Here is a 24,359-nt window from a genome sequence, read left to right as displayed (position 1 = left end):
TATTAACGACGCAAATAATAATCATAAGATGTAAATATGGAAAATATTACCGATCGGTTTCTTCGCTATACTAAAATCAACACAACAACAAACCGTGAACTTGGTGCGCAAGGAGTCATGCCTTCATCGCCCGGCCAGTTTGAATTAGCAACCCTACTCAAGGCAGAACTTGAGGCGTTCGGACTCGACGAGGTCACACTCAGAGATACTGCCATACTCACCGCCACCTTACGCGGAAATGACGCCAATGTACCAACGGTGTCCTTTTTTGCGCATCTCGATACCAGTGCTGAGCAATCGAACGATACCAATGCTCATATTGTCAATTATCAAGGTGGTGATATTGAACTCAGTAAAAAGGTTTGGCTCAAAGTATCAGAGTTTCCTGAGCTTGCTCAATATGAAAACCAAGACATCATTGTCACTGACGGAACCAGTCTGTTAGGTGCGGACGATAAAGCGGCCATTGCCGCCATTATGGATATGTTGCAGCACTTCACTACGTTAAAATCAAAAGGAGAGACCACCTTAAAACATGGTGATATTAAAATCGCCTTTTTGCCCGACGAAGAACAAGGGTTGAGAGGAGCGAAAGCATTCAATGTCGAATCATTTGGTGCTGACTTCGGCTATACTCTTGATTGCTGTGGTATTGGTGAATTTGTTTGCGAGAATTGGAACGCAGGCAATGCTGAAGTGCGTTTTGTTGGCCAATCAGCACACCCAATGTCTGCCAAAGGAAAGCTTAAAAACTCACTGCTTATGGCACACAAATTTATCAGTATGTTACCCGCAGGAGAAGCGCCGGAATATACAGAAGGAAGAGAAGGATACTATTGGGTTAAAGAGCTATCAGGTAATAGCGCTTCCACTTTACTTAAGCTCGACATTCGCGATTTCTCTCAAGTAGGGTATAAAAAACGCATGGCCTTTCTTAAACAGCTCGGTCAAAACTGTCAGTCACTCTGGGGAGAGGAGTCTGTAGAGTTGACGTTGATGGATCGCTACGAGAATGTGGCTAATCGTCTTCAAGGCACTCAAAATTATCCTATCGCTATTGCCAAGCAAGCCTATCAAGACAACGGCATTGATATGAAAACAACACCCATGAGAGGGGGCTATGACGGCGCTGTCCTCTCTCAAAAAGGACTCCCCTGTCCTAATATTTTCACCGGCGCCCACAATTTTCATTCAATTTATGAATACCTTCCTGTTCCGTCTTTACAGGCTGCCAGTAAGGTTATTCAATCAATTGTCATCATTACCCAACAGCATATTGAAGCCCAAAGCGAAGCTGTGACCTAGGAATTAATTTATGAACATCATGTTATTTAGTAACGGTAAGATTGCCGGAAACACAATGCTATTAGAGTTCGGTTTTTCATGGCTAAAGCCTATGATCAAAAAAACCAATGCCAAAAAGCTATTGTTTATCCCATATGCCATGATTCGTGGACATTATGACGACCGCACTCGGCAGCTCAACGATGGCTTGGGTCAATTTGGATGTGAAGTAACTGGAATTCACACATGCGATGATCCAATTGCAGCAATTAAAGAATGCGACGGTATTATCGTTAGCGGTGGTAACACATGGGTATTGAATAAGATGATCCACGACCAAGGTTTGGTTGGGCCGCTTCGAGACGCCATAATCAAGCAAGAAAAACTCTACATAGGATGGAGCGCGGGCACCAATATTGCGTCACCAACTATCCGTACCACCAACGATATGCCAATCGTCACCGCTGCCATTTTACCTTCGTTAAACTTGGTACCATTCCAGATCAACCCGCACTACATTGAAGCAAGTGTTTCAGGGCACATGGGCGAAACAAGAGATGAAAGGATTGAAGAATTTTTGATCCTAAACCAACATGAATTTGTCGTCGCCATCCCCGAAGGTTCCATGTTAAAGGTAGAAGGGGAAAAACTCTCATACCATTCTGTAGAAGAGAGAAAACTAAAAATATTTACCCATGGTAAACCAGCCCAATCAGTCGACAGTGACAGCGATTTAACTCACTGTCTAGACCATAGCTGCTAAAGGCACAAAGGGTTAGCTTTAGAGTAGACCACCACATAGGCTGAGCGACTATCGGCCTATGTGACTGAGGTGATTAAATAATGCCAAACTGGATAACACCTGACCCACTCACAGGCTAACTTCGCTGGATGTCAGATACATATTATTCAATCTTGTAGATGATCTTCTATCAACATCGTACCAGCTCCAGTATTGGAAATCGGAATATGATAGTTGCTATGAAGCAACTCAATATTGTCCGATAATACACCGCGCATACCCATCCACATGATAAATTCAGCGCCCTGCGCACCGCCTTTCTCAATCAAATCTAGAATAGAAAACTCGGTCAACTCTTGCGGATTATCTATGATTTTATCCATGCAATAAAGGTCAAATTTTTTGTTGATAAACCCTGCTCGTTCGCCGTCAAGTTGATGAGATAACCCACCAGTGCCAAATACCACAACCTTTAAGTCCTCATCATAATCACGTACTGCATCACCAATAGCACAACCAAGGTCGTAGCAGCGTTTAGGTGAGGGCATAGGGTGTTGTTCAACATTGATACAGACAGGAATTACCTTCATATGCGAATAGCGATTACCCGGCCACATTAACTGCATTGGTACGGTTAAACCATGGTCAACTTTCATTTCCTGACAGATAGTAATATCGAACTCGTTAGCCACCAATTCATTACAGATATGCCAAGAAAGACCAACATCGCCAGACACCGGAGGAATTGGCTTGATACCCCAACCTTCATCGGCATTGACGTATTGATGTGCTGCACCGATGGCAAACGTCGGTTTTTTGTCAATAAAGAACTCAAGTCCGTGATCGTTATAAAATATAATGGCAACGTCCGGCTTCTTTTCATCCAGCCACTTATGAATAGGAACATAGGCAGCAAAAAAAGACTTCCAATAGGGTTCATTTTGCAGGTTTAGGTCGATAGCTTTTCCTATCAGCGGAATGTGAGAAGTGGTGATACCACCTATAATCTTAGCCATGTTAATCTCCTGCACTTCTTAGAAGTTCGTTGAATTCTTCAAGTGACATACCCGTTTGTATCGCCCCAATATCTTGCATATTTAACCCTAAAATACCGACAAATTTAGCCAAATAGTAAATACTGCCACCTTCCTCTAACAGCCTTAATACATCCCTATTTTTAATTGCCTCTTTTTGAGCAGGCGACAAGTTAAACTTGTCACAATAGGCCATTTCATCGGCAAGAAATGCCTCTCGGTCTGGGGCGTTATTAAATGAATAGCACATTTTATTGAGGCCATAACCTTTACGCGCCATTGTGCCGTCAAACATGATTGTGCCCGGAATCACTTTATCTGTATTCAGATAAGACGTTCTCTTCTCTTTCATTATTTGCTCCAATAAAGGCGGTTAGGGTTGTCAATGAGCAGCTGTTTTTGCAATGCTTCCGTTGGCGCTATCAACGCAATAACGTCGACAAGTTTACCGTCATCGGGGACATGAGATCTCATATTAGGGTGCGGCCAATCTGTTCCCCATAACACCCTATCAGGAAAGCTTTTAACCAGTTTTTTCGCAAAGGGGACAACATCGCTATAGTCTGGTGGTGTTTCTGTTAGCCGTTCTGGACAGCTCACCTTCGTCCAGATTTTTGGGTTATCTTCCATTAACTGAATAAACTCGTTGAACCCCTTGGACTCAACGCCTTCAGATACATCTGGTCGCCCCATATGGTCAACAACTATCGTGGTATCTAGCTCGATTAAGAAAGGGGCGATGTCGTCAAGATCCGAGGCTTCAAAATAGACCACTATATGCCATCCGAATGGTCGAATCTTAGCGGCGATATTCCGAAAAACATCTCTTGGTGTCGAATCTACGAGTCTTTTTACAAAATTGAATCGAACCGCACGCACGCCTGCATCGTGCATCGTTTGAATCTCTTCTTCACTGATCGACTCTGAAACCACTGCGACACCTCGGGCGAGGTCACCCGCCGTTTGCAACGCATCAACCAACGCGGAATTATCTGTGCCATGACACGACGCCTGAACTATCACATTTTTTGAAAAGCCTAGAAAACCGCGCAACCCAAAAAGTGTTTCTTTGGGTGCATCACAAGGGGTATATTTCCTCTTTTTTGAATAGGGAAATGTCCCCGCAGGACCAAACACATGGCAATGAGCATCTACCGATCCTTCTGGCACTCGAAACGTTGGTTTAGCCGGACTAGGGTGAAATGGTAAATAGTCGGAATCCATAATATGTCCTTATAAGTTAGTAACCTCTAATCCTACTAAAGGTTGTCACGTTCACATTGTTGATTGAAGGCCGCTCCAGTATTTCGTCTACGCCTTCCAGTTACCATTTCAATTTTCAGTACAGATATTAGTTTTTGATATAGCTTGCCATGTAAGTAGCACAATTATAGTGAACTTTTTAAAATGCTGCTCTGCCAACAACCCAAGAATAGACAATAAGTTAAGCTCGAATTGACCCTAAGTCGAACCGCTTAATACCTCTATTTAAAAAATGAATGGCTATGTTCAATTTTTAATTATTCTGCACTAAGATGTATTGGTACTTTAGACGGACTATTTTACGAAAGATGGAAATCTAAAAGGAATTGATTATGAAAGTTTGTGTTGTGGGCGCCACGGGGGCATTTGGAACAAAACACCTCGAAGCTATCGCGAACATCAATGATGTCGACGTTACTGCACTCGTTGGAACGGAGCTAGACAAGCTTGAACTATTGGCGAAAAAGCACTCAAATCCATTGGTGACAGATGATCTGGCGGTGGCGCTAAGACGAGAGGATCTCGATGCTGTCATTTTGGCCACACCGACCCAAATGCATGCTAGTCAAGCCATTCAATGCCTTGAGAGCGGCAAACATGTGCTGGTTGAGATTCCAATGGCGGACAATATCGAAGATTCTCGACGATTGGTTGAGGTTCAAAAATCAACCGGACTTATCGCCATGGCCGGGCACACTCGGCGCTTTAACCCAAGCCATCAATGGATTCATAATAAGGTTAACGCGGGTGAACTGAACATCCAGCAAATGGATGTTCAGACCTATTTCTTTCGACGAACCAATACCAACGCGAAAGGTGAACCAAGAACATGGACGGATCACTTATTGTGGCACCACGCGTGTCATACCGTGGATCTGTTTCAATATCAAACCGGTGAAACGGCGTCAAAAGTCCAAGCCATGCAAGGCCCTATTCATCCCGATCTTGGTATTGCAATGGACATGAGCATAGGCCTTAAAGTGCCTACTGGCGCCATCTGTACACTTTCACTCTCATTTAATAATAATGGTCCATTTGGCACTTTTTTCCGCTATATCTGCGACGAAGGCACCTATCTCGCCCGTTACGATGATCTATTTGATGGTAATGAAAACCAGATAAACCTCAACGGTGTCACCGAGTCGAACAACGGCATTGAGCTTATCGACCGCGCATTTTTTGACGCCATTCGTACAGGCAAGGAGCCCAACTCGAGTGTGGCTCAGTGTTTGTCCGCAATGGAAACGTTACACAGAATAGAGCAGCTTTTAGATTAAAGGAGAGCTGAATGTCTTCAATAACATTCACTGAAATGAAACCGCGTTCTATCGGCCCATTTTCATGTAACCCCGTAGGTCTGGGTTGCATGAACCTTTCTCACGCTTACGGTATTCCACCAGACGAGAAAAGTAGCATACGCTTACTCAATACCGCATTAGATATGGGCTATAACATGTTGGACACCGCGGCTTTATATGACTTTGGTGCCAATGAACAACTCGTCGCTAAAGCCGTAGGCCACCGGCGTTCCGACTATATACTCGCCAGTAAATGCGGGATGTTTAAAGGGACGAATGGTAAAAAAGAAATCAATGGTCGGCCAGAAAGCATCCGTAGGACTTGTGAGGCTAGCCTCAAAAGGCTCAATACCGATGTGATTGATCTCTATTACCTGCATCGCTGGGATAAGAGCGTCCCTATTGAAGAGAGTGTCGGCGAATTATCCAGACTTGTGGATGAAGGAAAAATTCGTCAAATTGGATTGTCCGAAGTCTCCTCTGAGATACTGACCAAAGCACATTCAACGCACCCTATTGCGGCCGTACAATCGGAATACTCATTATGGACACGCAATCCAGAGATTGCCATATTGGACAAGTGTATTGAACTAGGAACGGCATTCGTCGCGTTTAGCCCTGTAGGCCGCGGCATGTTGACTGGTAATATCACCGAGCCGACAGACTTTTCCCCCAACGATATTCGTCATGCTATGCCGCGGTTTGATCGCGAGCACTTTGCCCATAACCTAGCGTTAGTAAAGCGGCTCGAATTACTTGTCTCTCATGATATCGCGAAATTCGACCCTGCTCAGATGGTCACTCTGGCCACCTTGGCGCTATCATGGTTACTCGCAAAAGCTGACAATATCCATGTAATTCCTGGCACAACCAACTTTTCCCATCTGCAAGAAAACATCCATGCCGCACGATGTTCGGTTTCCCCTGACTTGATCGCTGAAATGGGTAGCATTATCAACCAAACCACCGTTGCAGGCGAACGCTATAACCGAGCAACTCAATTAGAAATAGATACCGAAGAATTTGCTTAACAACAAGTAAGCGAACGATAGGGCCTTACTCGTTAAACAAGGCCCTATCGTTTAAACAAATACATTTCCATCAAACAGTTTCCGTGCGGTTCTTAAAATTGCGGAGTTTTCTACTCTACCTTCATTATCCAGTTCCAGAATCACCGTCGTTTCGCCAATAGGATGTTCAACAGATATTACTTTATGATCGCCATTCGTTATGTTAGACAACCGATAAGCCGGTGAGGCTTTCAATGTACAAGCCGTCGCTACGCTCACCGCACCCAATACACCAATAGAGGCATGACATCGGTGAGGAATAAAGCTTCTTGTTGAAATGGTACCTTTCATTGCTGGGCTTACTAACGTCATTTTAGGCACCGATTTATGCGTCACATCTCCAAGGTTCATTAAAGGCCCTACTTGCAGACGGATAGTCTCCAGTTTGGCTTTTAATGATTCATTTTTATCCAGTGTTTCTCGTGATTCCGTTCCTGACAAACCAAAATCACTGGCCGCTAAAATAACCACGGGCATGCCATTGTCGATACAGGTGACGTTAACACCTTCTATCTCGTCAACTTCATTACCGGTCGGAAGCAGACGACCACAGGTTGACCCTGCCGTATCCTTAAACGCAATAGGAATCGGGCTAGAGGAACCCGGAACACCGTCAATACAGGCATTCCCGTCATAAACCACCTCACCGTTCCGAGTCTGAATGGTTACCGTGGCTACCTGTCCGGTATTCTCCATGTAAATTGACACCGTCGTCGTTTCTCCAACGGCTTCAACCAAGCCTCTCTCGATAGAGAAAGGGCCAACACCAGACAAAATATTGCCACAATTTTGTGCGTCAGATACCACCGCTCTATCAACAAACACTTGTAAAAACAAGTAGTCGATATCGACCCTATCCCTTTGTGATTTTTTTATCACTGCCACTTTAGACGTTAAAGGGTCGGCGCCACCAATACCATCTATCTGTCTGGGGTCAGGTGACCCCATCACTTTTAACAGCAACTTATCCCTCTGTTCCATATCTTGAGGTAGGTCTTCAGCCAAAAAATACGCCGCTTTTGACGTGCCCCCGCGCATCCACATGCATGGAATGGATTTAGACATATTTGAGCCCTTTCTCTTCCAAACGGGAACGCATGTTGTAAATATCCAGTCCAAGCTCACCGTTCGCCATTCGAATCCGTTTCGCCTCTTCTCTTTCTTCTCGAGCCAATGCTTCCACCAATACGGCTCCGGCTTCTTCTCGTCTCACAACAACAACGCCATCATCGTCAGCGACAATAACGTCACCCGCATTGATCCATTCATCCGCGCAGACCATTGCCGTATTCACCGAACCTAACGTCTCTTTGATGGTGCCTTGGGAAAAAACATGTTTCGACCAAACGGGAAAACACATCTCTCGAAGTACACACGTGTCCCTTACACCCCCATCTATAATCAAACCTTTAACGCCACGGGCCTGAGCGGATGTTGCTAACAGGTCACCAAAGAAACCGAAATTCGATGGTGATGTGGGGGCGAAAACCATAATGTCACCACTTTGACATTGCTCTATCGCAACATGCATCATCCAGTTATCTCCCGCCGCACCAGAGATAGTAATCGCTGATCCAGCCACGGATACATCCTGCTGGATGGGGCGTAAATGGTCAGCAAGGAGACCACGTCGACCTTGAGCTTCATGCACGGTTGCCACGCCACATCTCGCTAAGCCTTCAATGACTTTAGGGTCTGCTCTTTCGATATGTTGTACCACTATGTTCTCTTGCATCACATCTCTCCTTTACTGACGTTACTGGTGAATGCTTACGTTTATTTCGATCTAATTTAGACTTTTAAGCGACTGAACACACGACGGGCATTCCCTTCAAAAATCAGGCTTTTCTCTTCGGCGGACAGTTTTTCGTTGTTGTCGATATAGCGCTTAGTATCATCAAAATAATGTCCTGTTTCTGGGTCAATACCACGAACAGCGCCTATCATTTCAGAGGCGAATAGAATGTTTTTAGTCGGTATGATATCGAGTAATAAATCGATACCTTTCTGATGGTAGACGCATGTATCGAAGTAGATATTATTCAAGGCTGACTCTTCAAGCGGCGCAAAGCCCTGATCTTGCATCAAGCCACGAAACCTTCCCCAGTGGTAAGGTACTGCACCCCCACCATGAGGAATGATGATTTTTAATTCGGGAAAATCTTTGAACACATCCGACATAACAAGCTGCTGGAAGCCAGTTGTATCCGCCCCTAAATAATGCGAGCCAGTCGTATGGAAACAGTCATTACATGAGGCACTCACATGGATCATTGCGGGTACGTCTAGCTCGCACATCTTTGCATACAGCGGATAAAACGATTTATCCCCTAGCGACGCATCTTGCCAAAATCCACCTGAAGGATCCGGGTTAAGATTACAGCCGATAAAATCCATCTCTTCAACACAACGTACTAACTCGGCAACGGACGTGGCAGGGCCTACTCCTGGTGATTGCGGTAACTGAGCGACAGGGGCGAAATTTTTAGGAAAAAGGTCACACACCCGACGAATTAAGTCATTTTGATTTTCAGTCCAATATTGACTCGTGTGTTCATTACCAAGATGATGCCCCATCCAGCTTGCTCGTGGAGAAAAAATGGTTAGGTCGGTACCACGTTCTTGTTGCAGTCTAAGTTGATTGGTTTCGATAGATTCAATAATTTCATCATCAGAGACAACGAATTGTCCACGGCGACCTTTAAACGTAGGATCCTTTGAAATCGCCTCTTTTTGCTTTTCACGATAATCTCCAACGCCCGGAGGCGTTGTTGTGTAATGTCCATGGCAATCGATAATCATAATCCGCTCTCTTTCGTTTGTTTTGCCACGCATTGTGGCTCCTTCATTGTTTTAGTATCAATTTGTGACGTGGAATTGGCTATTTCAATTTGCTTACATTGCTATTAGTTTTTGCTATAGGCTATGCTAAGTAGGCGTACCAAATGGAGATGAACGTGAAAGATAACATTCAAAATATCAGGCACTTAAGGGCGTTTTTTGCCATTAGTGAATGTAAAAGTATTAGCAAAGCAACAGACGTTGTCTTTCTATCACAACCCGCGATTACCCAAGCTATTTCAAAGCTTGAAACTGCATTAGACACCTCTTTGTTCGATAGAAAGAGTACCGGTATGTACACAACTCAAAGCGGTGACATTCTGGCTAACCGAGTGTCGCGAGCATTGGATATCTTGCGCGAAGGGATCCGAGAATCCATAAAGTATGGCAGTGAGAAAAAAGGCGCGAACGCCCAATCGCTCCTGAGCCTCATCACCACAACGCAACTTAAGGCACTGATAGCAATATCATCTGCAAAGAGCTTCAGTAGCGCAGGCCGTGAAGTTGGAGTTTCTCAATCCTCTCTGCATCGTTCAGGTAGAGATCTAGAGAGTCTATTGGGGGTAACGCTGTTTGAAAAAACCAGTTTCGGCATTAGCCCAACCAAAGCAGCGCTGGCATTAATGCGCGCAGCAAAATTGGCATTTTCTGAAATCAATCAAGGCAAGGTAGAAATCAGTGCACTCAATAATATCGAGATAGGGCACATGTTTGTCGGCAGTATGCCGTTGGCAAGAACGTCTATTTTACCCAACGCTATTATTGAATTTACCCATCACCATCCCGACTTTAATTTCAGTATTTACGATGGTCCTTATGATGACCTGTTGTCTCATTTAAGGTTCGCAGACGTTGATATGTTGATTGGCGCATTGCGCTTTCCTTCGCCTAGCGAAGATGTCATACAGGAAGAGCTTTTCTCTTCGAATGTCGTCATTGTCGCCCACCCCGATCATCCCTGCGTCTCTGATACCCAATTAGATCTGGAAAAATTATCTCGAGGGTCATGGGTCATCCCACGTAAAGGGGCGCCAACCCGCACTATTTTTGAAAACCTGTTTTCTGAGGCTGAGGTGCCGGCACCAATTAAGATCGTTGAATCAAATTCGCACATTCTTATTCGTTCTCTGTTGCAAGGAAGCGAGCGAATGACGATGATCTCTGAGCACCAAGTGCAACAAGAACTTGATACTGGTCTCCTCTGTGTTGTGCCATTTCCGATAAAACACGCCAATCGCCCTATCGGTATTACCGTTCGCAAAGAGTGGAAACCCACCGCAACGCAAAAACAGTTTTTAGATATTCTGAAAGAAAAAGGGATTAAATTGGCAGTAGAAGAGCCGTGATCAAATATAAAAATGACCCTAACAACCGTTAGAGCCATTCTAAATAAAGCATTACGCTCTACTGTTTTTTGTGAGATACAATAAAGTCGCGATACTTCATGTCCTCTTCAAGGATATGTTCTTTAAGCCAACGTTGCAGATAACTGTTTACCGAATCACCGACGATAAAAGGGCTTTGGGGAAATCTGGCATACATCGAACGTATGGTTTTAAGCCACTCTTCGAACGCTCTATGCTGAGCCAGATGTTCATCCAATCCTGGAAAATTCACCTGCTTCATATAGACTTCTTCTTTACTAAAATGTTCTTCGGTATAGTGCTTCAACCTATCCAATATCGAATTGATGTAACTGTGGCTCATATTGGCGGTACTTAGCTCATCTATTAGCTTGAATAGCCCTTTATGATCATCATCAATTGCTTCGTCTCCAACGCTTAGCTCCTTGGTCCATTGCGTACTCATCCTACTTTCTCCCTATAATAGTCCCACAGCCAGCGCTGGAAATAGAATAATAAGTCCCAGACGAACCACATCAGACAATACAAATGGGAAAACGCCTTTAAAAATATCTTTGATCGGAATATCCGGTGCAACTGACTTAATCACAAACACATTCATACCCACAGGCGGGGTAATTAACCCAAGCTCTACCGTAATAACCGCGACAATGCCAAACCAAACAGGGTCAAACCCGGCGGACTCTATAAGCGGATACACGACGGGCACGGTGAGCAAGAGCATCGCTAAACTGTCCATCACACAACCAAGAATAATAAACAATATCAGCACGCAGAAAAGGACCATATAGGGCGACAACTGCATACCTTCAACTATCTCTACAAGAGTAAAAGAGATGCGAGATACCGACAGGAAATAACCAAAGATTTCTGCACCAATTATCATGAAAAATATCATCGCCGACATAAACAATGTCTCTTCTACCGCTTCGCGAAACCCTTGGAATCGCATTCCACGGAAGATGGCAATGAAAAAAGTCCCTGCGGCTCCAATAGAGGCAGCTTCAGTAGGCGTAAAAAAACCGCCATAAATGCCGCCAATGATCAACGCAAATACGCTCATAAATGGGGCAAGCCCTTTTAGACCAACTATTTTTTCTCTTAGCGTGGTTTTATCTCCGGGCTGAGCGAGTTCGGGATAGAGCGAGACGACAATGGCAATGGTGACACAGTACAATGCGAGGCCTAATAGACCCGGAATAACACCCGCGATAAACATATCACCCACTGACTGTTCCGTGATCAGAGCGTAGAGTAACAACGCAATCGATGGCGGGATCATTATACCCAATGTACCACCAGCAGCTAACGTGCCAGAGGCCAATGACTTCGCGTAACCGTTTTTCTCCATTTCCGGCAAGGCAACTCTCGACATACTCGCTGCGGTTGCCATTGATGATCCGGAGATAGCAGAAAAAATACCGCAGGAGGTGACCGCAGCCAACGCCATCCCACCTCGCCAGCTACCAAACATCTTTCTCGCGCCATCAAACAGCTCTTGAGACATCTTGGCTTTTGATGCAAAGACGCCCATTAGAATAAACATAGGTATGGGGCTGAAGCTATAGTTGGAAAGCGTTTCGAACGGACCACTATCCAGAATGGCTAATGCGGGCTCAAAAGCGATGATGATGCCAAATCCGACGAAACCCGTCGAGGCCATCGCAAGCGCAATTGGCATACGAAATGCAATGAATCCAAGCATAGTAAGGATACAGATAAATCCAATTAATGATGCACTCATCTCGGCAGTTCCTCTCTTCCATGAATAAACAGATTCAATGATGATAACAGGGCTGTGACGGCTAGAACTGCGGTGGCAAATGACGATATACCGTAAAGGTAACCCAACGGTATTAATAGATCCTGAGTTGTTTCACCGGACATTTCCGCCTCTTCGATCGCACAGTAAAACCGATAACTCATTCCCGATCCCAATAAGACAAAACCGAGAATATAAAAACCTTCGAGTGTCGCTTTAGTGCGTGTCTTAAGTGTATCTGTAAATAAATCTACGATAACCTGAGAGCGCCCCAGTGAATGAGGTAAAGCAAACAGTACAACAATCAACAGTCCATATTTAATCAACTCAACACCACCGATGAACGTGATATCAACTGAGCCTTTGGTCGCTTCAAAAAGACTTCGACTTAACACATCAAATAGAGTGACAAACATCATGCAGATTAGTGTGGTTCCACTTATCATATGCATAACAAAGGTCAGACCTTCCATCAGTCGATTTATCACATTCATAGCCTACTCCTTGAAGCTATTGACCCAAAAAGCCCATCGTTATCTGATCTGATGGGCCAACTAAAATGACTTACATAGGACAAGATTCAGACAACTCAAGTGCACGCGCGTATACTTTTTTAGCCGGTAAGCGTTTTTTCTCCAGAGACTCGATGTACTCTTCGGTTGCTTGGTCTAGCACGGGTTTCCAAGCTGGATTGTCCGCGCCGTCTTCAACCGTATAAATTTCATGTCCCATTTCTACCGCTTGAGCACGACCTTTTTCATCCAAATCATCAAACACTTTCGCCGCTATCGCAGACCACGCAGCACCTGAGTTATCATCAATAACTTTTTGCAGATCTTTTGGCATCTTGTTGTACACGTTTTTATTCATCGTCACGACAAAAGCGGCCGTATACAAACCTCCGACTTCCGTATGCTTGGGGGTAAGTTCATTTAGACGAAATGAGTATTGGCCTTCCCATGGCAGCATGACACCATCGATAACACCACGTTGAACCGATTGATAAGAAGACGGTGCAGGCATACCTACGGGCTGAGCCCCTAGGCCTTCCAGTAATTTCGCCACAACAGCGGTTGGTCGTCGAATACGAAGACCCTCTAGATCGGCTGGTGTTTTGACCAGTTTTTCCGTCGTATTAATATGACCTGGTCCATGAGTAAATAAATACAATGGCTTGGTTTTTTTGTACTCGCTTGAGATCAACCCTTCATCATACAACCCTTGTATTACACACGAACCGTTCATGGCATTTTTTGATACACCCGGTAACTCAACGATCTGTGTCAATGGAAATTTATTGGCCGTGTAGCCCTGTACTGTGGCGATAATATCCGCAATACCTTTTGAAGCCGAATCATAAAGCGCTGGCGGTTTAGCTAAAGTGGAAGAAGGATAGAAGTCAATTTTTATTCGGCCATTAGAGTCACTCTCAACTTTGTCTGCCCATACTTTAAAAATATTTTTGTGGGGACCCGCAACCGCTGGGAAAAAATGGGCAAATCTAAGGGTATACTCTGCGGCTTGTGCCGGCGCTTGAACCATCAGTACGGTGGAGATGGCTAGTGCAGCCGTTAAAATCTTCTTTTTCATATCAACATCCTCTTTCTCGTTCGAGTTATCAAACTCACTGTAAGCTAAATAAGCCTCTTCCTTTATATTAGAGCAACTTATGCGATCTACACGTTTTACCAAGTGACCGACTGACCGCTAGTTAATAAGTTAACAGTTTATTGTTAATGTGAACAATTCGTTAATTATATTGGCTATTCATTTTTTACATAGCAAAGTACTTACCCCTGCAACTCTCACATTTAATCTATTGTTATTATTATAAAAACAATTATGAAAATGAAAATAAATGAGAAAAAAAGACGATGATCTCGTTGCAAGAAAAGACAAAAAAATGCCATTCACTATTGAAATGGCATAAGACCTAAAAGTAATTAGGCACTCGAATCAAGAATGCCAACAAGGAAGGGGTAGACGATTGGTTTCATGCTATTTCAGATCTTCGTAATCCAAACCGACGTACTGCTCTGCAATGTTTTTTTGACCGTTTGATTGGTGGAGAAAATAGTCTAACTCTGAGCTCATCAACTTACTAAAAATTCCGGCATCAGTGTTATCTACCGTAAGGTCACCAAATTCATGCAACATATTGGTCATCCACCATGAGAATCGCTCACCATGCCAAATCCTACGCAGACAGATATCCGAATATTGTTCGATACCGGAAAGATCATTTTCGTTATAAATTCGAATCAGTACCTTGTAAAGTGTTGCGACATCAGACGCCGCTAGATTTAACCCTTTAGCACCAGTGGGAGGAACAATATGCGCTGCATCCCCCACCAAGAATAGTTTTCCATATTGCATTGGTTCACACACAAACGACCTCAACGGCACAATGCTTTTTTCTATACTCGGCCCCGTTTGCAATTTATCGACAGATTCTTGAGGTAAACGCCGTTTTAATTCATCCCAAAAACGTGCGTCACTCCAATCGTCGACAGTGTCGGTTAACGGAACTTGTAAATAATAACGAGAACGCGTAACCGAACGTTGACTTGCTAAAGCAAAGCCTCGGGATGTTTTGCTATAAATGAGCTCGTCACTGACAGGTGGCGTATCACTTAACAACCCCAACCAACCGAACGGATAAACCCGTTCATATTCTTTGCGAACCGTGTCTGGAATAGTGGAGCGGGATACGCCGTGGAAGCCGTCACAACCGGCAATGTAATCACATGTTAATTGATACTTATTTCCCTGATATTCAAATTGAATGGCGGGAGACTCTGAATCGGCACCCATTATTTGGCTGACAGGTGCATTGTAATAAGTCGTCAAACCACTTTCAGTACGAGCATCCATTAGATCTTTTGTTATTTCCGTTTGACCATAGCAAGTCACCACTTTTCCGTTGGTCAACGACTTCATATCGATACGAGTTGTTTCACCATCAACACAGATGTCGAAGCCATCATGAATGTGTGCTTCTTCATCCATTCTCTTTGCGCATCCTGCTTCACGAACCAAATCAACAAAACCCTGCTCTAGTATGCCAGCCCGAATCCTAGACAATACATGCTCACCAGAAACACGTTCTATAATTATATTATTGATCCCTTGCGTATCTAAGAGCTGGCCTAATAATAAACCTGAAGGACCCGCACCGATAATCGCAACTTGTGTCGTAATAATTTCCATTTTGTGGCCTATCCTTTATCTAAATCACCTCTTAATCATCTATGATTGTGTTACTGATTCGAATTCATTAAATAAGTATATTATTGTACTTTTTCGTCAGAATGGGGAATAGAGCATAAAATGGACACACAAGATCTAATACCTAAATTTTTCCTCTACGGAGAACATCGCGATCACGATGACTCAGAATTTGTTCATATAGAATCTATTGCTGCACGAAGTGAAAAGGCACAATGGAACATAAAGCCTCATCACCATGGAAAGCTATTTCAATTACTTTTTATTATCCAAGGTAGCTCTGATATTTACCTTGATAACAAAGATTATGTTATCAACGGAAATGGTGCTGTCATTATCCCGGCAAGCGTCGTGCACGGTTTCACATTCTCCCCCCAAACTCAGGGTTATGTTCTTACTATTGCCGAGCCCTTAATCAACCAATCTGCAAACTCTCGAGCGGTCGACTTTCTTAATTTTGTGACCTTAAAAGCGCGGGTTTTGCACTTCAAACAAGACTCACAATTTCTTAATCAACTCGTGACATACTTAGATACTATGTTGGAAGAATTTCAGTCTTTCTATTCGGGGAAACGCTACTCGATAGAGTGGTTGGTTAAGATGACCTTGATGACCTTGTATCGTGAGATAGAGACCCATGAAGAAATAGAAAACTCGAGGAATATTAACCCCAAGTTATATCTTTTTAATAACCTAATTGAGGCCAATTTCCGTCAACAATGGCCGGTTTCGCTATATGCCGACACACTAGGTATCTCCGTTTCAACCCTAAATCGGCTTTGCCATAACGAAAAAGGGGATACGGCTAAACAGATCATCAACGAGAGAATGTTCATTGAAGCCAAGCGATACCTCATCTACACCCAAGCGAATATAGACCAGGTCGCCTATCGTTTGGGCTTTGAAGATCCGGCTTATTTTTCTCGTTTCTTCAAGAACAAATCCGGATTAAGCCCAAAAAAGTTCAGAGATATAAACCCATTTGAAACGCAGTATTAGGTATGTTTATATTTCAAACAATACGTAATATCCATAACCAACTATCAGTGCGGGAAATGCAGAATAAAACGTCGCTACAAGCGCAGCACGAGGGGCCAAAGCGATTGCAGGAAATAGCGCATCGCCGTCATTGGAGATAGCGTTTGCAATTTGAGTAGACATAGGCACCGCCCCTGAAATGTACAAACTTGTGACCAATATCTGGGGCCCACAACCCGGTAATAATCCAACCAATAATCCAACTAAAGGCATCCATACCCCCCAACCAGAAAATAACTCCGCGAGATCGACGTTTGAGAATACGGTAATCATTTCGAATGCTAAAAATGCACCTATAACCCATGCTGTCACGAAGTTGGTATCTTGGGCTGTCTTCTGTAAAGGGTGTGACGTGATACATTTTTTGTCTTCAGATACGCTTGATTCATAATCCTTTATTTCTTTGGTAAAAGCCCATAACGCCATGCAAGTAATGATTGCAACTGTCCCTATCCACTCCATTGTATTTACCGGCAAGCCAATAAGCTGGTTGATATTTAATTGAAATGAACCTAGCAAGGCGACAACAGTGGCTGGCAATATCAATATACCCCAAAACTTTCCCTGTAAATTTATTGCCGTTTTTTCAAAGGTACTATGATGTTTTTCATTGTCGCAGCGGGCAGAATCCGTTTTAGATTTAGGTCTTAAGAAGTCATCACGATGTATCGCATTTACGACCAGTCCTGACAATGTACCTACAACGACTCCAAGAGCAATGACACTCAACCCCACTTTGGGTTCACTGGCGAGTAGCAGAAAAGCGGCATCACCCATAGTAGACGTTAACACAGCAACGACAGCACCAAACCCAACTCGACCGCTAACAAATTGAGTGGTCACAATGATGGCGCCTCCACAACCAGGCATCGCCCCAAGCAAAGCAGAAAAAAACACCTGATAATGTCGAGAACTATTGTACAAGCGAATAATACTGTTCTCTCGATTCATAAAAAGAGAAATGTAGTGATAAAGCGCTAGCGTAAAAGCGACATATGCTGACACAGCCCAGAAAGCGTCTGCAAGCGTCTTTACCGCAATATTTCGAGTAGGTTCGGTAAGTAATAATGCGATCAAAAACGCAGGCAACAGCGCTCTTTTGTACTTAAAACTGAATTGAGAGCCCTTCACCTGATGAGTTACGGCTCTTTGTATAAAAGTAGTCATTATATTTACACCAAGAGGAATGATAATGGTTGCTATTATATGCGAATGAGAATTATTCGCAATAGAAGATATTGATCTAGTTTGTTCTTTTGTAATTTATGTTCAAATAATTCTTCACAATTTCCAAATCAATGCTATATTGAGAATGAGAATCATTAGCATGAAAGAATTAAAATGAATATCTTAGATAACTTACCGTCGATTGTTTCATTACCCGTTGAATATAGAGATTCACCTCATAGTGAGCGCCATCATCGGGAGGTAATATATCTCTTAGAAAAAAAGCTCACGAGCAATCCTAAGTGCGTTCAATCTCTTCGAGAATGGATTACGAGTTATCATGAGTTAGCATCCATACACCAGCAAAAAGGCGAATTAGAGACGGCACAAAAATGTTTTCTCATACCGCACCAATCTATGCTCTATATGGCTGAGAACAATAACGGTGATGAAGATATAGAACTCATAGCCATAAAGGCAATTAATAGTACCCTGCCACCATTATTGGAATTTGCTAAAGTGTATCCACCTTGTGCAAGCTGCATGCAAAAACTACGGTCACAACTTGCTATCATCAATAATGATGATACAAAATATCACTGATCCGCTGAGTTTTTCATAAAACAGTTTACAGCTGCATTTAAAGATGCATAATACATACATCTTTAAATGCGTTGGATTTATTCATGCACATCACTCGATATACGGACTATTCATTACGGGTATTGATCTATTTAGCAATCAATAATCAGCAACTTTGTACTATCAGTGAGATAGCGGATAGTTACGGTATATCGAAAAACCACTTGATGAAAATCGTACAAAAACTCAATTCTCAAGGTTATTTGTTGGCCACTCGTGGAAAAAATGGTGGCATCAAATTAAACCGTCCTGTTTGTGAAATAAACATTGGTAGCTTAGTGAGAGACATTGAAGACAAAAATAATCTCGTCGAGTGTTTTGGTGAAAGTAATCAATGTGTGATAACGCCAAGTTGTCAGTTAAAAAATATTTTCTCACAAGCTCAAGAAAACTTTTTCAAAACACTCGATGCTTACACTCTCGAAGACATCATAGGCAATAATAACAAAGCGTTAGTTGATTTATTGACCATAAAAATAACCTAATTGAACTACCTTACTTCTAATATAATCGAATAATTGGACCATCAACATGATGAACATTTCCGAGCCAGACAATAAAAAACCAACCATAGACACTCTGCCATTTTTAGAGTTTGCGTTTCGACCTTTCTTTTTGCTTGGTGCTCTATTTAGCATTATTAGTTTATTGGTCTGGAATGGTGTTTTAGGCGGTAATATCGTTGTAAATCTTTATGGTGGCAGCCTTTGGTGGCATATGCACGAGATGCTATTCGGTTTTACGGCTGCCATTATTGTTGGTTTCTTACTAACAGCAGTACAGAACTGGAGTGGCGTCAGAGGGCTAAATGGAAAATCTTTACTCGGCTTAGTATCGGTCTGGTTGAGCGCTCGTATTGCATTTTTCTTTCCCGAACAACTTCCAAATATACTCATCGCTGTCGTTGATCTCGCCTTTTTGCCTTTAGCGGCGGCAGCACTCGCCTACCCAATTATTAAAGAAAAATTGTGGCGAAACTTGATCTTTATACCCATTTTACTGGTTATGTCGATAAGCAATGTCCTTACCCATTACAGCGTTTCAAGCAGTGATTATCTTCTTTTAAGCAAAGCCAGTACTTTTATGGTGCTTCTTGTGACACTAGTGATGTGCATTATGGGAGGCCGAGTATTCCCAATGTTTACGGCAAACGGCACACAAACGGCGCGAGTTAATGCAATCCCAACCTTAGAAAAGCTGTCCATTGCCAGTATTTTAATTGCCGTCATTGTCGGCGGCGGCTTTGTTGAACTTCCATCTGTCGTCGTGGCGACCATATTCTTTTGTGCTAGCGCTATTCATGCGGTTCGTGCGTTCAGGTGGCGGATATGGGTGACATTTAAAACCCCATTAGTTTGGTCCTTGCATCTTAGTTACTGGTGTATTGTGATTGGCTTGTTGATGTTTGCGTTGTCTGAAGTCACAGCAATTGTGAACCACAGCCAGGCTATCCATGCCCTGACCGTTGGAGCAATGGCTTCTATGATCTTATCGATGATTTCTCGCGTTTCTCTCGGTCACACGGGTCGAAACATCATAGTTGGCAAAACCATGATCGTAGCATTTGTTGCCATCCTTCTGGCGTTCATCATTCGCGTATTTGGCATTTACTGGTTAGAGAGCTACACCCTCGCTCTCACTTTAGCGGCGACTTTTTGGGCCTTAGGGTTTGGTTGCTTTGTCGTACTTTATCTGCCTATTTTAACGAAACCCAGTGCGAAACGATAACGTCTACTTTTTATAGAATTATAGGTAACAAACACACCTTAAGCTGTTTACGAATTTACTTGAAATAATTGGAGAATATTATGAGCTGTTGCGGTCAATGTGGTGGAAGCGAGCCTGAAGAGAAGAAAAAAGATGAAGAAGAAAAACAAGAAGATGAAGAGTAACTTTTAATCTCTGTTATTCAGATAGATAAAAACCAATCACCAAAAAGTGATTGGTTTTTTTGTTTATTGAGTACGGGAATAAATACTCAGTACTAAAACCAAGCAGCATCGTTGATTTGGTTTTTATTAAGTGACCAGCCCCTTACCGAAGGGTAGAAATCACGAGCTCACTCATCTTTTCTATGATCACCGATTTCTCGTGTCGTCGGCTTCTTGCACAAATTTTTGCATCATCATTACAAACCATACATCGACGCCTTGGCAGCGACATACTGTCTCTAGAGATCGCAACACCATCGCTATCAATAATATCAATGTCAAATAGACGACCCAAAGGATGGCTATCTTCTATATCCACCATCTGAGCTTTCAATTCAAGTGCGGTGATATTATTAGCTACAGCGATAAACTCCAGACCAGTATTCGGTTCGAAGCTTTGAGACTCAGAAACAGAGACGGATGCGCGCCGGCAGCATTCAACAATCGCTTCTATTCCTTGCTTAAAAGCAACCTTAGACAAGGTATTAACTTTAACTTCGCCCACCATATTAATGGTGAAACTGATTAAAGGTAGAGAGTGTTTATTCAGCCACTCTCTTTGTCTTATTCCCCGTTGCTCTCTACAACCTAATAACTGCTCTAGAGAAACGGAGTCACCTGTATACACTGGCTACTACTCTTTGATTTGTTTGATGGTATCAATAACAGAACCATCACGATAACGAATATAGCCAACAACATTATCAGAATATTGAATCGGCTTTCCTTTGCCAGTAAGTAGCTCAGCTCTTTGCTGAAGCTCTTCGATTGAAAAGACTGGAATTCCAGATCGAACTAGGCGAGCTTTGACATCAGTACGAGCCGGATTGACAGCCACACCGTGGTCGGTGACCAGCACGTCGATTTCCGTTCCCGGAGTAATGATATTCAGTACGTTATTCACTACGGTCGGAATACGACCGCGTACTAATGGCGCCACAATGATGGTTAAATTCGCCGCCGCAGCAGTATCACTGTGACCACCAGACGCACCACGTATAACGCCATCCGATCCAGTGATAACATTGACGTTAAAATCTGTATCTATTTCTAAGGCACTCAGCACAACCACATCCAAGCGATCAACCACTGCACCTTTTGAAGATGGGTTGGCGTATTGATTGGCCGAAATTTCCATATGAAGAGGGTTTCTTTCCAATGAGTCTGCAGCACTTGAGTCGAATGACTGCACATCTAATAGCGTTTTAATCAACCCTTTTTCATGCATGTTCACCATTGTTGATGTGATGCCGCCCAGTCCAAAACTTGCTTTCACCCCTTTTCGTTCCATCTTCTCTTCCAAGAAACGAGTCACCGCTAACGATGCACCTCCAGAACCTGTCTGTAACGAAAAGCCATCAAAAAAGTGGCCTGAATGCTCAATAACTTCCGCCGCTTTACGGGCGATAAGTAACTCACGAGGATTCGTCGTTAAACGAGTTGCATCTCCACCAATTTTGGATGGATCACCAACTTCCTCTACCTGAACAATGGCATCAACGGTATCCTGACCAATTGATGCTGGCATGTTAGGGAATGGTACGATTTGCTCAGTAAGTATGATTACTTTCTTAGCGTGTTCTGCGTCAACCTTTGCATAACCCAACGAACCACAGCGCGATTTCCCCATCGTTGCGTTCGCATTTCCAAACTCATCACAGGTAGAAACACCTAAAAAGGCAACATCTATATTCAGCTCACCCGATTTTACTAGGTGTACTCGACCACCATGTGAATGGATGTGAACGGGTTCCGCTAGGATGCCTCTAGAGATTTCCTCGGCCAAATCACCTCTAATACCAGAGGTGTATATCTTATTTACAACACCATTTTTTATATGGCCTATGATAGGTGAGTGAATACTGGACAGTGAACTCGATGCGAGCGTTAGGTTTTTAAAGCCCATTTGAGCAAGAATGTTCATCACCATATTGATGATTTTGTCACCACCTCGAAAAGAGTGGTGAAAAGAAATCGTCATACCATCTTCTAGTCCAGACGCTCGTATCGCATCTTGTAGAGATTCATGAATCTTACGGCTTTTTTTTGTCTCTTTGTTAAGCAAATGCGGCGTAATTTCGTGTGCGTCAGTAAAAGGTCTCATAGCAAGCTGGTCCAGTTCTGTTTGTGGATTATTGACTGTTATTTCGTTATTTGTCTTCATTACCGTACCCTACTGTTTGATACCAGACTCGGCACGTTTCAATGTTAAATGCGCTCTTTCAATAATTGGACTATCGACCATTTTGCCGTTCAACGAAACCACTCCAGAGCCCATTTCTTCCGCTTCTTCCGCCGCTTCGATGACGGCATGTGCGTGGTCTATTTCTTTTTGAGATGGCGCAAAAACATTATGCAATATTTCGATCTGACGCGGATTGATTAGCGATTTACCATCAAACCCAAGTGACTTGATGTGCTCCGCCTCGTTCAAGAACCCTTCTTCATTATTTGCATCAGAATACACGGTGTCGAATGCCATAATCCCCGCCGCGCGAGCAGCCTGCAATATAGAACAACGCGCAAACAACAATTCGGTGCCTTCAGCGGTTCGTTCTGTTCTCAGGTCACGAACATAATCTTCAGCACCTAACGCTATACCGATCAGTCTTTTTGATCCAAAAGCAATATCAACAGCATTATTTATACCCATCGCGGACTCAATAGCCGCCAACATTTTGGTACTACCCAACGCTTTTCCAAACTCTCTTTCTGCCGCTTCAATCTCGGCTTCCATATCTAATACGTCTTGAAGTGAATCCGTTTTGGCTAATCGTACAACATTAACGCCAGCTTTCACCACGGCCTTCACATCATCACGTCCAAACGCCGAGTCGAGCCCATTAACACGGACAACGGTTTCTACATCTTGATATAGGGGGTGTTGAAGCGTATTCATCACTAACATACGTGCGGTATCTTTCTCACGTATTGATACGGAATCTTCAAGGTCGAACATAATCGCATCAGGTGTGTAGATAAATGTATTGCTCAACATCGCCGCGTTTGAACCCGGCACAAATAACATGCTTCTACGTAATTTCGCTTTCATTACACCGCACTCCAATCAATTTCTGAACTGTCCGACGCACGCATAACCGCCGCTTGAACTCGAGCTCTAATCACGCAATCTAATGCACCTTTGTCATTGATAACCACTGTCGCACTAGTGACACCTAGTTCGTTCAAAGTATCGGTAACCACCTTGAGAATAAGATCTCCGAACTGCTGTTCTACAGAGCTGGTAAGTTCGATTTCTAAACTGTTTGTTTCAGATGGCAAGATCTCAACTAGTAGATCACTAGATTCAAGACCTCCAGCGTACGATCGCTGATTAATTTGCATGTTAACTCCTCATGAGTTAAGAATTTTGGGGGAAATGATTACTAAGAAATGGCGCGATATAAACACAGACCAAGTCATTATCTGGGTGTTATTTTCCCCGATGAGCAAGACTTTATGATGATGAGACTCAAGTTTCATCGAAAGGTAAAAATCGTTTATGTATTTAATGGTTTTAACTGGGGAATAGGAAGATTTATGGCAGGACATATTCAATACGAATTGGGACCGCATTACTTAGAACTGGTTCTTCAGATTAGAAAACTCTTACCGTTATCTCATTCTGGTTGTCTTGATTATTGGATACCCCTACCTAGCGGCAGTATTCAGTATGGATACATCTAATAAAACAA

At 43.2% G+C, this 24,359-nt stretch carries 26 protein-coding genes; 10 read left to right on the top strand and 16 right to left on the bottom strand.

Features of this window, described 5'->3' with window-relative positions; genetic code table 11:
• The first annotated feature begins 36 nt into the window (after positions 1–36).
• Both pepT and pepE read left to right on the top strand, forming a co-directional pair.
• On the top strand, positions 37–1,305 hold the full coding sequence (gene pepT / locus L3V77_RS23075) for a peptidase T (RefSeq protein WP_275137156.1): 1,269 nt from the start codon (positions 37–39) through the stop codon (positions 1,303–1,305).
• A 10-nt stretch (positions 1,306–1,315) separates the two neighbouring features.
• Positions 1,316–2,047: a dipeptidase PepE gene (gene pepE, locus L3V77_RS23070; RefSeq protein ID WP_275137155.1), complete on the top strand. Its 732-nt coding sequence runs from the start codon at positions 1,316–1,318 to the stop codon at positions 2,045–2,047.
• Positions 2,048–2,193: 146 nt separating this feature from the next.
• Here the strand turns inward: pepE and L3V77_RS23065 are convergent, their stop codons facing one another.
• Genes L3V77_RS23065 through L3V77_RS23055 form a run of 3 tightly spaced genes read right to left on the bottom strand, consistent with a single transcriptional unit; the run spans position 2,194 to position 4,284 of the window.
• Positions 2,194–3,042: a class III extradiol dioxygenase family protein gene (locus tag L3V77_RS23065; RefSeq protein ID WP_275137154.1), complete on the bottom strand. Its 849-nt coding sequence runs from the start codon at positions 3,040–3,042 to the stop codon at positions 2,194–2,196.
• Between the two features lies 1 nt (position 3,043).
• The gene (locus L3V77_RS23060; protein WP_275137153.1) at positions 3,044–3,412 is read right to left on the bottom strand and encodes a protocatechuate 4,5-dioxygenase subunit alpha; all 369 of its coding nucleotides are present in this window, start codon (positions 3,410–3,412) and stop codon (positions 3,044–3,046) included.
• Complete coding sequence (locus L3V77_RS23055; protein ID WP_275137152.1) at positions 3,412–4,284, bottom strand: amidohydrolase family protein; 873 nt, start codon at positions 4,282–4,284, stop codon at positions 3,412–3,414. Before L3V77_RS23055 ends, L3V77_RS23060 begins: the two co-directional genes overlap by 1 nt.
• A gap of 371 nt (positions 4,285–4,655) precedes the next feature.
• On the opposite strand from L3V77_RS23055, the gene L3V77_RS23050 reads away from it, so the two are divergent.
• Positions 4,656–5,600 carry a Gfo/Idh/MocA family oxidoreductase gene (locus L3V77_RS23050; RefSeq protein WP_275137151.1) on the top strand — a complete coding sequence of 315 codons (945 nt, stop codon included), beginning with the start codon at positions 4,656–4,658 and terminating at the stop codon, positions 5,598–5,600.
• A 35-nt stretch (positions 5,601–5,635) separates the two neighbouring features.
• Entirely contained in the window at positions 5,636–6,652 is a 1,017-nt protein-coding gene (locus tag L3V77_RS23045) for an aldo/keto reductase (protein ID WP_275138236.1), read from the top strand.
• Between the two features lie 51 nt (positions 6,653–6,703).
• Here L3V77_RS23045 and L3V77_RS23040 read toward each other — a convergent pair whose 3' ends face one another.
• From L3V77_RS23040 to L3V77_RS23030, 3 genes are read right to left on the bottom strand one after another with little or no spacing between them, the layout of a single operon-like run.
• Positions 6,704–7,756 (bottom strand): 4-oxalomesaconate tautomerase, encoded by a 1,053-nt coding sequence (locus L3V77_RS23040; protein WP_275137150.1) that lies wholly within the window; start codon positions 7,754–7,756, stop codon positions 6,704–6,706.
• Positions 7,749–8,426: a 4-carboxy-4-hydroxy-2-oxoadipate aldolase/oxaloacetate decarboxylase gene (locus L3V77_RS23035; protein ID WP_275137149.1), complete on the bottom strand. Its 678-nt coding sequence runs from the start codon at positions 8,424–8,426 to the stop codon at positions 7,749–7,751. Before L3V77_RS23035 ends, L3V77_RS23040 begins: the two co-directional genes overlap by 8 nt.
• 56 nt (positions 8,427–8,482) lie before the next feature.
• Positions 8,483–9,493, bottom strand: coding sequence for an amidohydrolase family protein (locus L3V77_RS23030; RefSeq protein WP_342752116.1), 1,011 nt, complete (start codon positions 9,491–9,493; stop codon positions 8,483–8,485).
• Between the two features lie 155 nt (positions 9,494–9,648).
• On the opposite strand from L3V77_RS23030, the gene L3V77_RS23025 reads away from it, so the two are divergent.
• A complete protein-coding gene (locus tag L3V77_RS23025; RefSeq protein ID WP_275137147.1) occupies positions 9,649–10,878 on the top strand; it encodes a LysR family transcriptional regulator in 1,230 nt (409 codons plus the stop codon).
• Between the two features lie 58 nt (positions 10,879–10,936).
• On the opposite strand, the gene L3V77_RS23020 is transcribed toward L3V77_RS23025, so the two are convergent.
• The 5 genes from L3V77_RS23020 to pobA form a co-directional block, all read right to left on the bottom strand.
• Complete coding sequence (locus tag L3V77_RS23020) at positions 10,937–11,341, bottom strand: bacteriohemerythrin (RefSeq protein WP_275137146.1); 405 nt, start codon at positions 11,339–11,341, stop codon at positions 10,937–10,939.
• 12 nt (positions 11,342–11,353) lie between these two features.
• Positions 11,354–12,640 carry a TRAP transporter large permease gene (locus tag L3V77_RS23015; RefSeq protein WP_275137145.1) on the bottom strand — a complete coding sequence of 429 codons (1,287 nt, stop codon included), beginning with the start codon at positions 12,638–12,640 and terminating at the stop codon, positions 11,354–11,356.
• Positions 12,637–13,152, bottom strand: coding sequence for a TRAP transporter small permease subunit (locus L3V77_RS23010; RefSeq protein ID WP_275137144.1), 516 nt, complete (start codon positions 13,150–13,152; stop codon positions 12,637–12,639). The genes L3V77_RS23015 and L3V77_RS23010 overlap by 4 nt, the downstream gene beginning before the upstream one ends.
• Before the next feature lie 70 nt (positions 13,153–13,222).
• Positions 13,223–14,248, bottom strand: a complete 1,026-nt coding sequence (locus tag L3V77_RS23005) for a TRAP transporter substrate-binding protein (protein WP_275137143.1) — start codon at positions 14,246–14,248, stop codon at positions 13,223–13,225.
• A gap of 408 nt (positions 14,249–14,656) precedes the next feature.
• Positions 14,657–15,868, bottom strand: a complete 1,212-nt coding sequence (gene pobA / locus L3V77_RS23000; protein WP_275137142.1) for a 4-hydroxybenzoate 3-monooxygenase — start codon at positions 15,866–15,868, stop codon at positions 14,657–14,659.
• Positions 15,869–15,988: 120 nt separating this feature from the next.
• Between pobA and L3V77_RS22995 the strand changes: the two genes are divergently transcribed.
• Positions 15,989–16,885: a helix-turn-helix domain-containing protein gene (locus L3V77_RS22995; protein ID WP_275137141.1), complete on the top strand. Its 897-nt coding sequence runs from the start codon at positions 15,989–15,991 to the stop codon at positions 16,883–16,885.
• A 6-nt stretch (positions 16,886–16,891) separates the two neighbouring features.
• On the opposite strand, the gene L3V77_RS22990 is transcribed toward L3V77_RS22995, so the two are convergent.
• A complete protein-coding gene (locus L3V77_RS22990) occupies positions 16,892–18,091 on the bottom strand; it encodes a putative manganese transporter (RefSeq protein ID WP_275137140.1) in 1,200 nt (399 codons plus the stop codon).
• A 174-nt stretch (positions 18,092–18,265) separates the two neighbouring features.
• On the opposite strand from L3V77_RS22990, the gene L3V77_RS22985 reads away from it, so the two are divergent.
• From L3V77_RS22985 to L3V77_RS22975, 3 genes are all read left to right on the top strand, one after another.
• Positions 18,266–18,694, top strand: a complete 429-nt coding sequence (locus L3V77_RS22985; protein ID WP_275137139.1) for a hypothetical protein — start codon at positions 18,266–18,268, stop codon at positions 18,692–18,694.
• An 83-nt stretch (positions 18,695–18,777) separates the two neighbouring features.
• Positions 18,778–19,218 (top strand): Rrf2 family transcriptional regulator, encoded by a 441-nt coding sequence (locus tag L3V77_RS22980; protein WP_275137138.1) that lies wholly within the window; start codon positions 18,778–18,780, stop codon positions 19,216–19,218.
• 46 nt (positions 19,219–19,264) lie between these two features.
• Positions 19,265–20,461, top strand: coding sequence for an NnrS family protein (locus L3V77_RS22975; protein ID WP_275137137.1), 1,197 nt, complete (start codon positions 19,265–19,267; stop codon positions 20,459–20,461).
• Between the two features lie 306 nt (positions 20,462–20,767).
• Here L3V77_RS22975 and citX read toward each other — a convergent pair whose 3' ends face one another.
• From citX to citD, 4 genes are read right to left on the bottom strand one after another with little or no spacing between them, the layout of a single operon-like run.
• A complete protein-coding gene (citX, locus tag L3V77_RS22970; RefSeq protein ID WP_275137136.1) occupies positions 20,768–21,292 on the bottom strand; it encodes a citrate lyase holo-[acyl-carrier protein] synthase in 525 nt (174 codons plus the stop codon).
• Positions 21,293–21,298: 6 nt separating this feature from the next.
• Positions 21,299–22,828, bottom strand: coding sequence for a citrate lyase subunit alpha (citF, locus tag L3V77_RS22965; protein WP_342752089.1), 1,530 nt, complete (start codon positions 22,826–22,828; stop codon positions 21,299–21,301).
• 9 nt (positions 22,829–22,837) lie between these two features.
• On the bottom strand, positions 22,838–23,716 hold the full coding sequence (citE, locus tag L3V77_RS22960) for a citrate (pro-3S)-lyase subunit beta (protein ID WP_275137135.1): 879 nt from the start codon (positions 23,714–23,716) through the stop codon (positions 22,838–22,840).
• The gene (gene citD / locus L3V77_RS22955; RefSeq protein WP_275137134.1) at positions 23,716–24,009 is read right to left on the bottom strand and encodes a citrate lyase acyl carrier protein; all 294 of its coding nucleotides are present in this window, start codon (positions 24,007–24,009) and stop codon (positions 23,716–23,718) included. Before citD ends, citE begins: the two co-directional genes overlap by 1 nt.
• Before the next feature lie 48 nt (positions 24,010–24,057).
• Between citD and L3V77_RS22950 the strand changes: the two genes are divergently transcribed.
• Positions 24,058–24,351: a hypothetical protein gene (locus tag L3V77_RS22950; RefSeq protein WP_275137133.1), complete on the top strand. Its 294-nt coding sequence runs from the start codon at positions 24,058–24,060 to the stop codon at positions 24,349–24,351.
• Positions 24,352–24,359 lie beyond the last annotated feature (8 nt).

The organism is Vibrio sp. DW001 (assembly GCF_029016285.1).
In the GTDB taxonomy this organism is placed as follows: domain Bacteria; phylum Pseudomonadota; class Gammaproteobacteria; order Enterobacterales; family Vibrionaceae; genus Vibrio.
The sequence above is the reverse complement of the archived record's forward strand: the minus strand, read 5'-3'. Positions and strand labels throughout refer to the sequence as shown.

Excerpts from the sequence above, each read along its gene's own strand:
- pepT (WP_275137156.1), top strand. The coding sequence starts at position 37 with ATGGAAAATATTACCGATCGGTTTCTTCGCTATACTAAAATCAACACA.
- pepE (WP_275137155.1), top strand. The coding sequence starts at position 1,316 with ATGAACATCATGTTATTTAGTAACGGTAAGATTGCCGGAAACACAATG.
- L3V77_RS23065 (WP_275137154.1), bottom strand. The coding sequence starts at position 3,042 with ATGGCTAAGATTATAGGTGGTATCACCACTTCTCACATTCCGCTGATA.
- L3V77_RS23060 (WP_275137153.1), bottom strand. The coding sequence starts at position 3,412 with ATGAAAGAGAAGAGAACGTCTTATCTGAATACAGATAAAGTGATTCCG.
- L3V77_RS23055 (WP_275137152.1), bottom strand. The coding sequence starts at position 4,284 with ATGGATTCCGACTATTTACCATTTCACCCTAGTCCGGCTAAACCAACG.
- L3V77_RS23050 (WP_275137151.1), top strand. The coding sequence starts at position 4,656 with ATGAAAGTTTGTGTTGTGGGCGCCACGGGGGCATTTGGAACAAAACAC.
- L3V77_RS23045 (WP_275138236.1), top strand. The coding sequence starts at position 5,636 with ATGAAACCGCGTTCTATCGGCCCATTTTCATGTAACCCCGTAGGTCTG.
- L3V77_RS23040 (WP_275137150.1), bottom strand. The coding sequence starts at position 7,756 with ATGTCTAAATCCATTCCATGCATGTGGATGCGCGGGGGCACGTCAAAA.
- L3V77_RS23035 (WP_275137149.1), bottom strand. The coding sequence starts at position 8,426 with ATGCAAGAGAACATAGTGGTACAACATATCGAAAGAGCAGACCCTAAA.
- L3V77_RS23030 (WP_342752116.1), bottom strand. The coding sequence starts at position 9,493 with ATGATTATCGATTGCCATGGACATTACACAACAACGCCTCCGGGCGTT.
- L3V77_RS23020 (WP_275137146.1), bottom strand. The coding sequence starts at position 11,341 with ATGAGTACGCAATGGACCAAGGAGCTAAGCGTTGGAGACGAAGCAATT.
- L3V77_RS23015 (WP_275137145.1), bottom strand. The coding sequence starts at position 12,640 with ATGAGTGCATCATTAATTGGATTTATCTGTATCCTTACTATGCTTGGA.
- L3V77_RS23010 (WP_275137144.1), bottom strand. The coding sequence starts at position 13,152 with ATGAATGTGATAAATCGACTGATGGAAGGTCTGACCTTTGTTATGCAT.
- L3V77_RS23005 (WP_275137143.1), bottom strand. The coding sequence starts at position 14,248 with ATGAAAAAGAAGATTTTAACGGCTGCACTAGCCATCTCCACCGTACTG.
- pobA (WP_275137142.1), bottom strand. The coding sequence starts at position 15,868 with ATGGAAATTATTACGACACAAGTTGCGATTATCGGTGCGGGTCCTTCA.
- L3V77_RS22995 (WP_275137141.1), top strand. The coding sequence starts at position 15,989 with ATGGACACACAAGATCTAATACCTAAATTTTTCCTCTACGGAGAACAT.
- L3V77_RS22990 (WP_275137140.1), bottom strand. The coding sequence starts at position 18,091 with ATGACTACTTTTATACAAAGAGCCGTAACTCATCAGGTGAAGGGCTCT.
- L3V77_RS22985 (WP_275137139.1), top strand. The coding sequence starts at position 18,266 with ATGAATATCTTAGATAACTTACCGTCGATTGTTTCATTACCCGTTGAA.
- L3V77_RS22980 (WP_275137138.1), top strand. The coding sequence starts at position 18,778 with ATGCACATCACTCGATATACGGACTATTCATTACGGGTATTGATCTAT.
- L3V77_RS22975 (WP_275137137.1), top strand. The coding sequence starts at position 19,265 with ATGATGAACATTTCCGAGCCAGACAATAAAAAACCAACCATAGACACT.
- citF (WP_342752089.1), bottom strand. The coding sequence starts at position 22,828 with ATGAAGACAAATAACGAAATAACAGTCAATAATCCACAAACAGAACTG.
- citE (WP_275137135.1), bottom strand. The coding sequence starts at position 23,716 with ATGAAAGCGAAATTACGTAGAAGCATGTTATTTGTGCCGGGTTCAAAC.
- citD (WP_275137134.1), bottom strand. The coding sequence starts at position 24,009 with ATGCAAATTAATCAGCGATCGTACGCTGGAGGTCTTGAATCTAGTGAT.
- L3V77_RS22950 (WP_275137133.1), top strand. The coding sequence starts at position 24,058 with ATGGCGCGATATAAACACAGACCAAGTCATTATCTGGGTGTTATTTTC.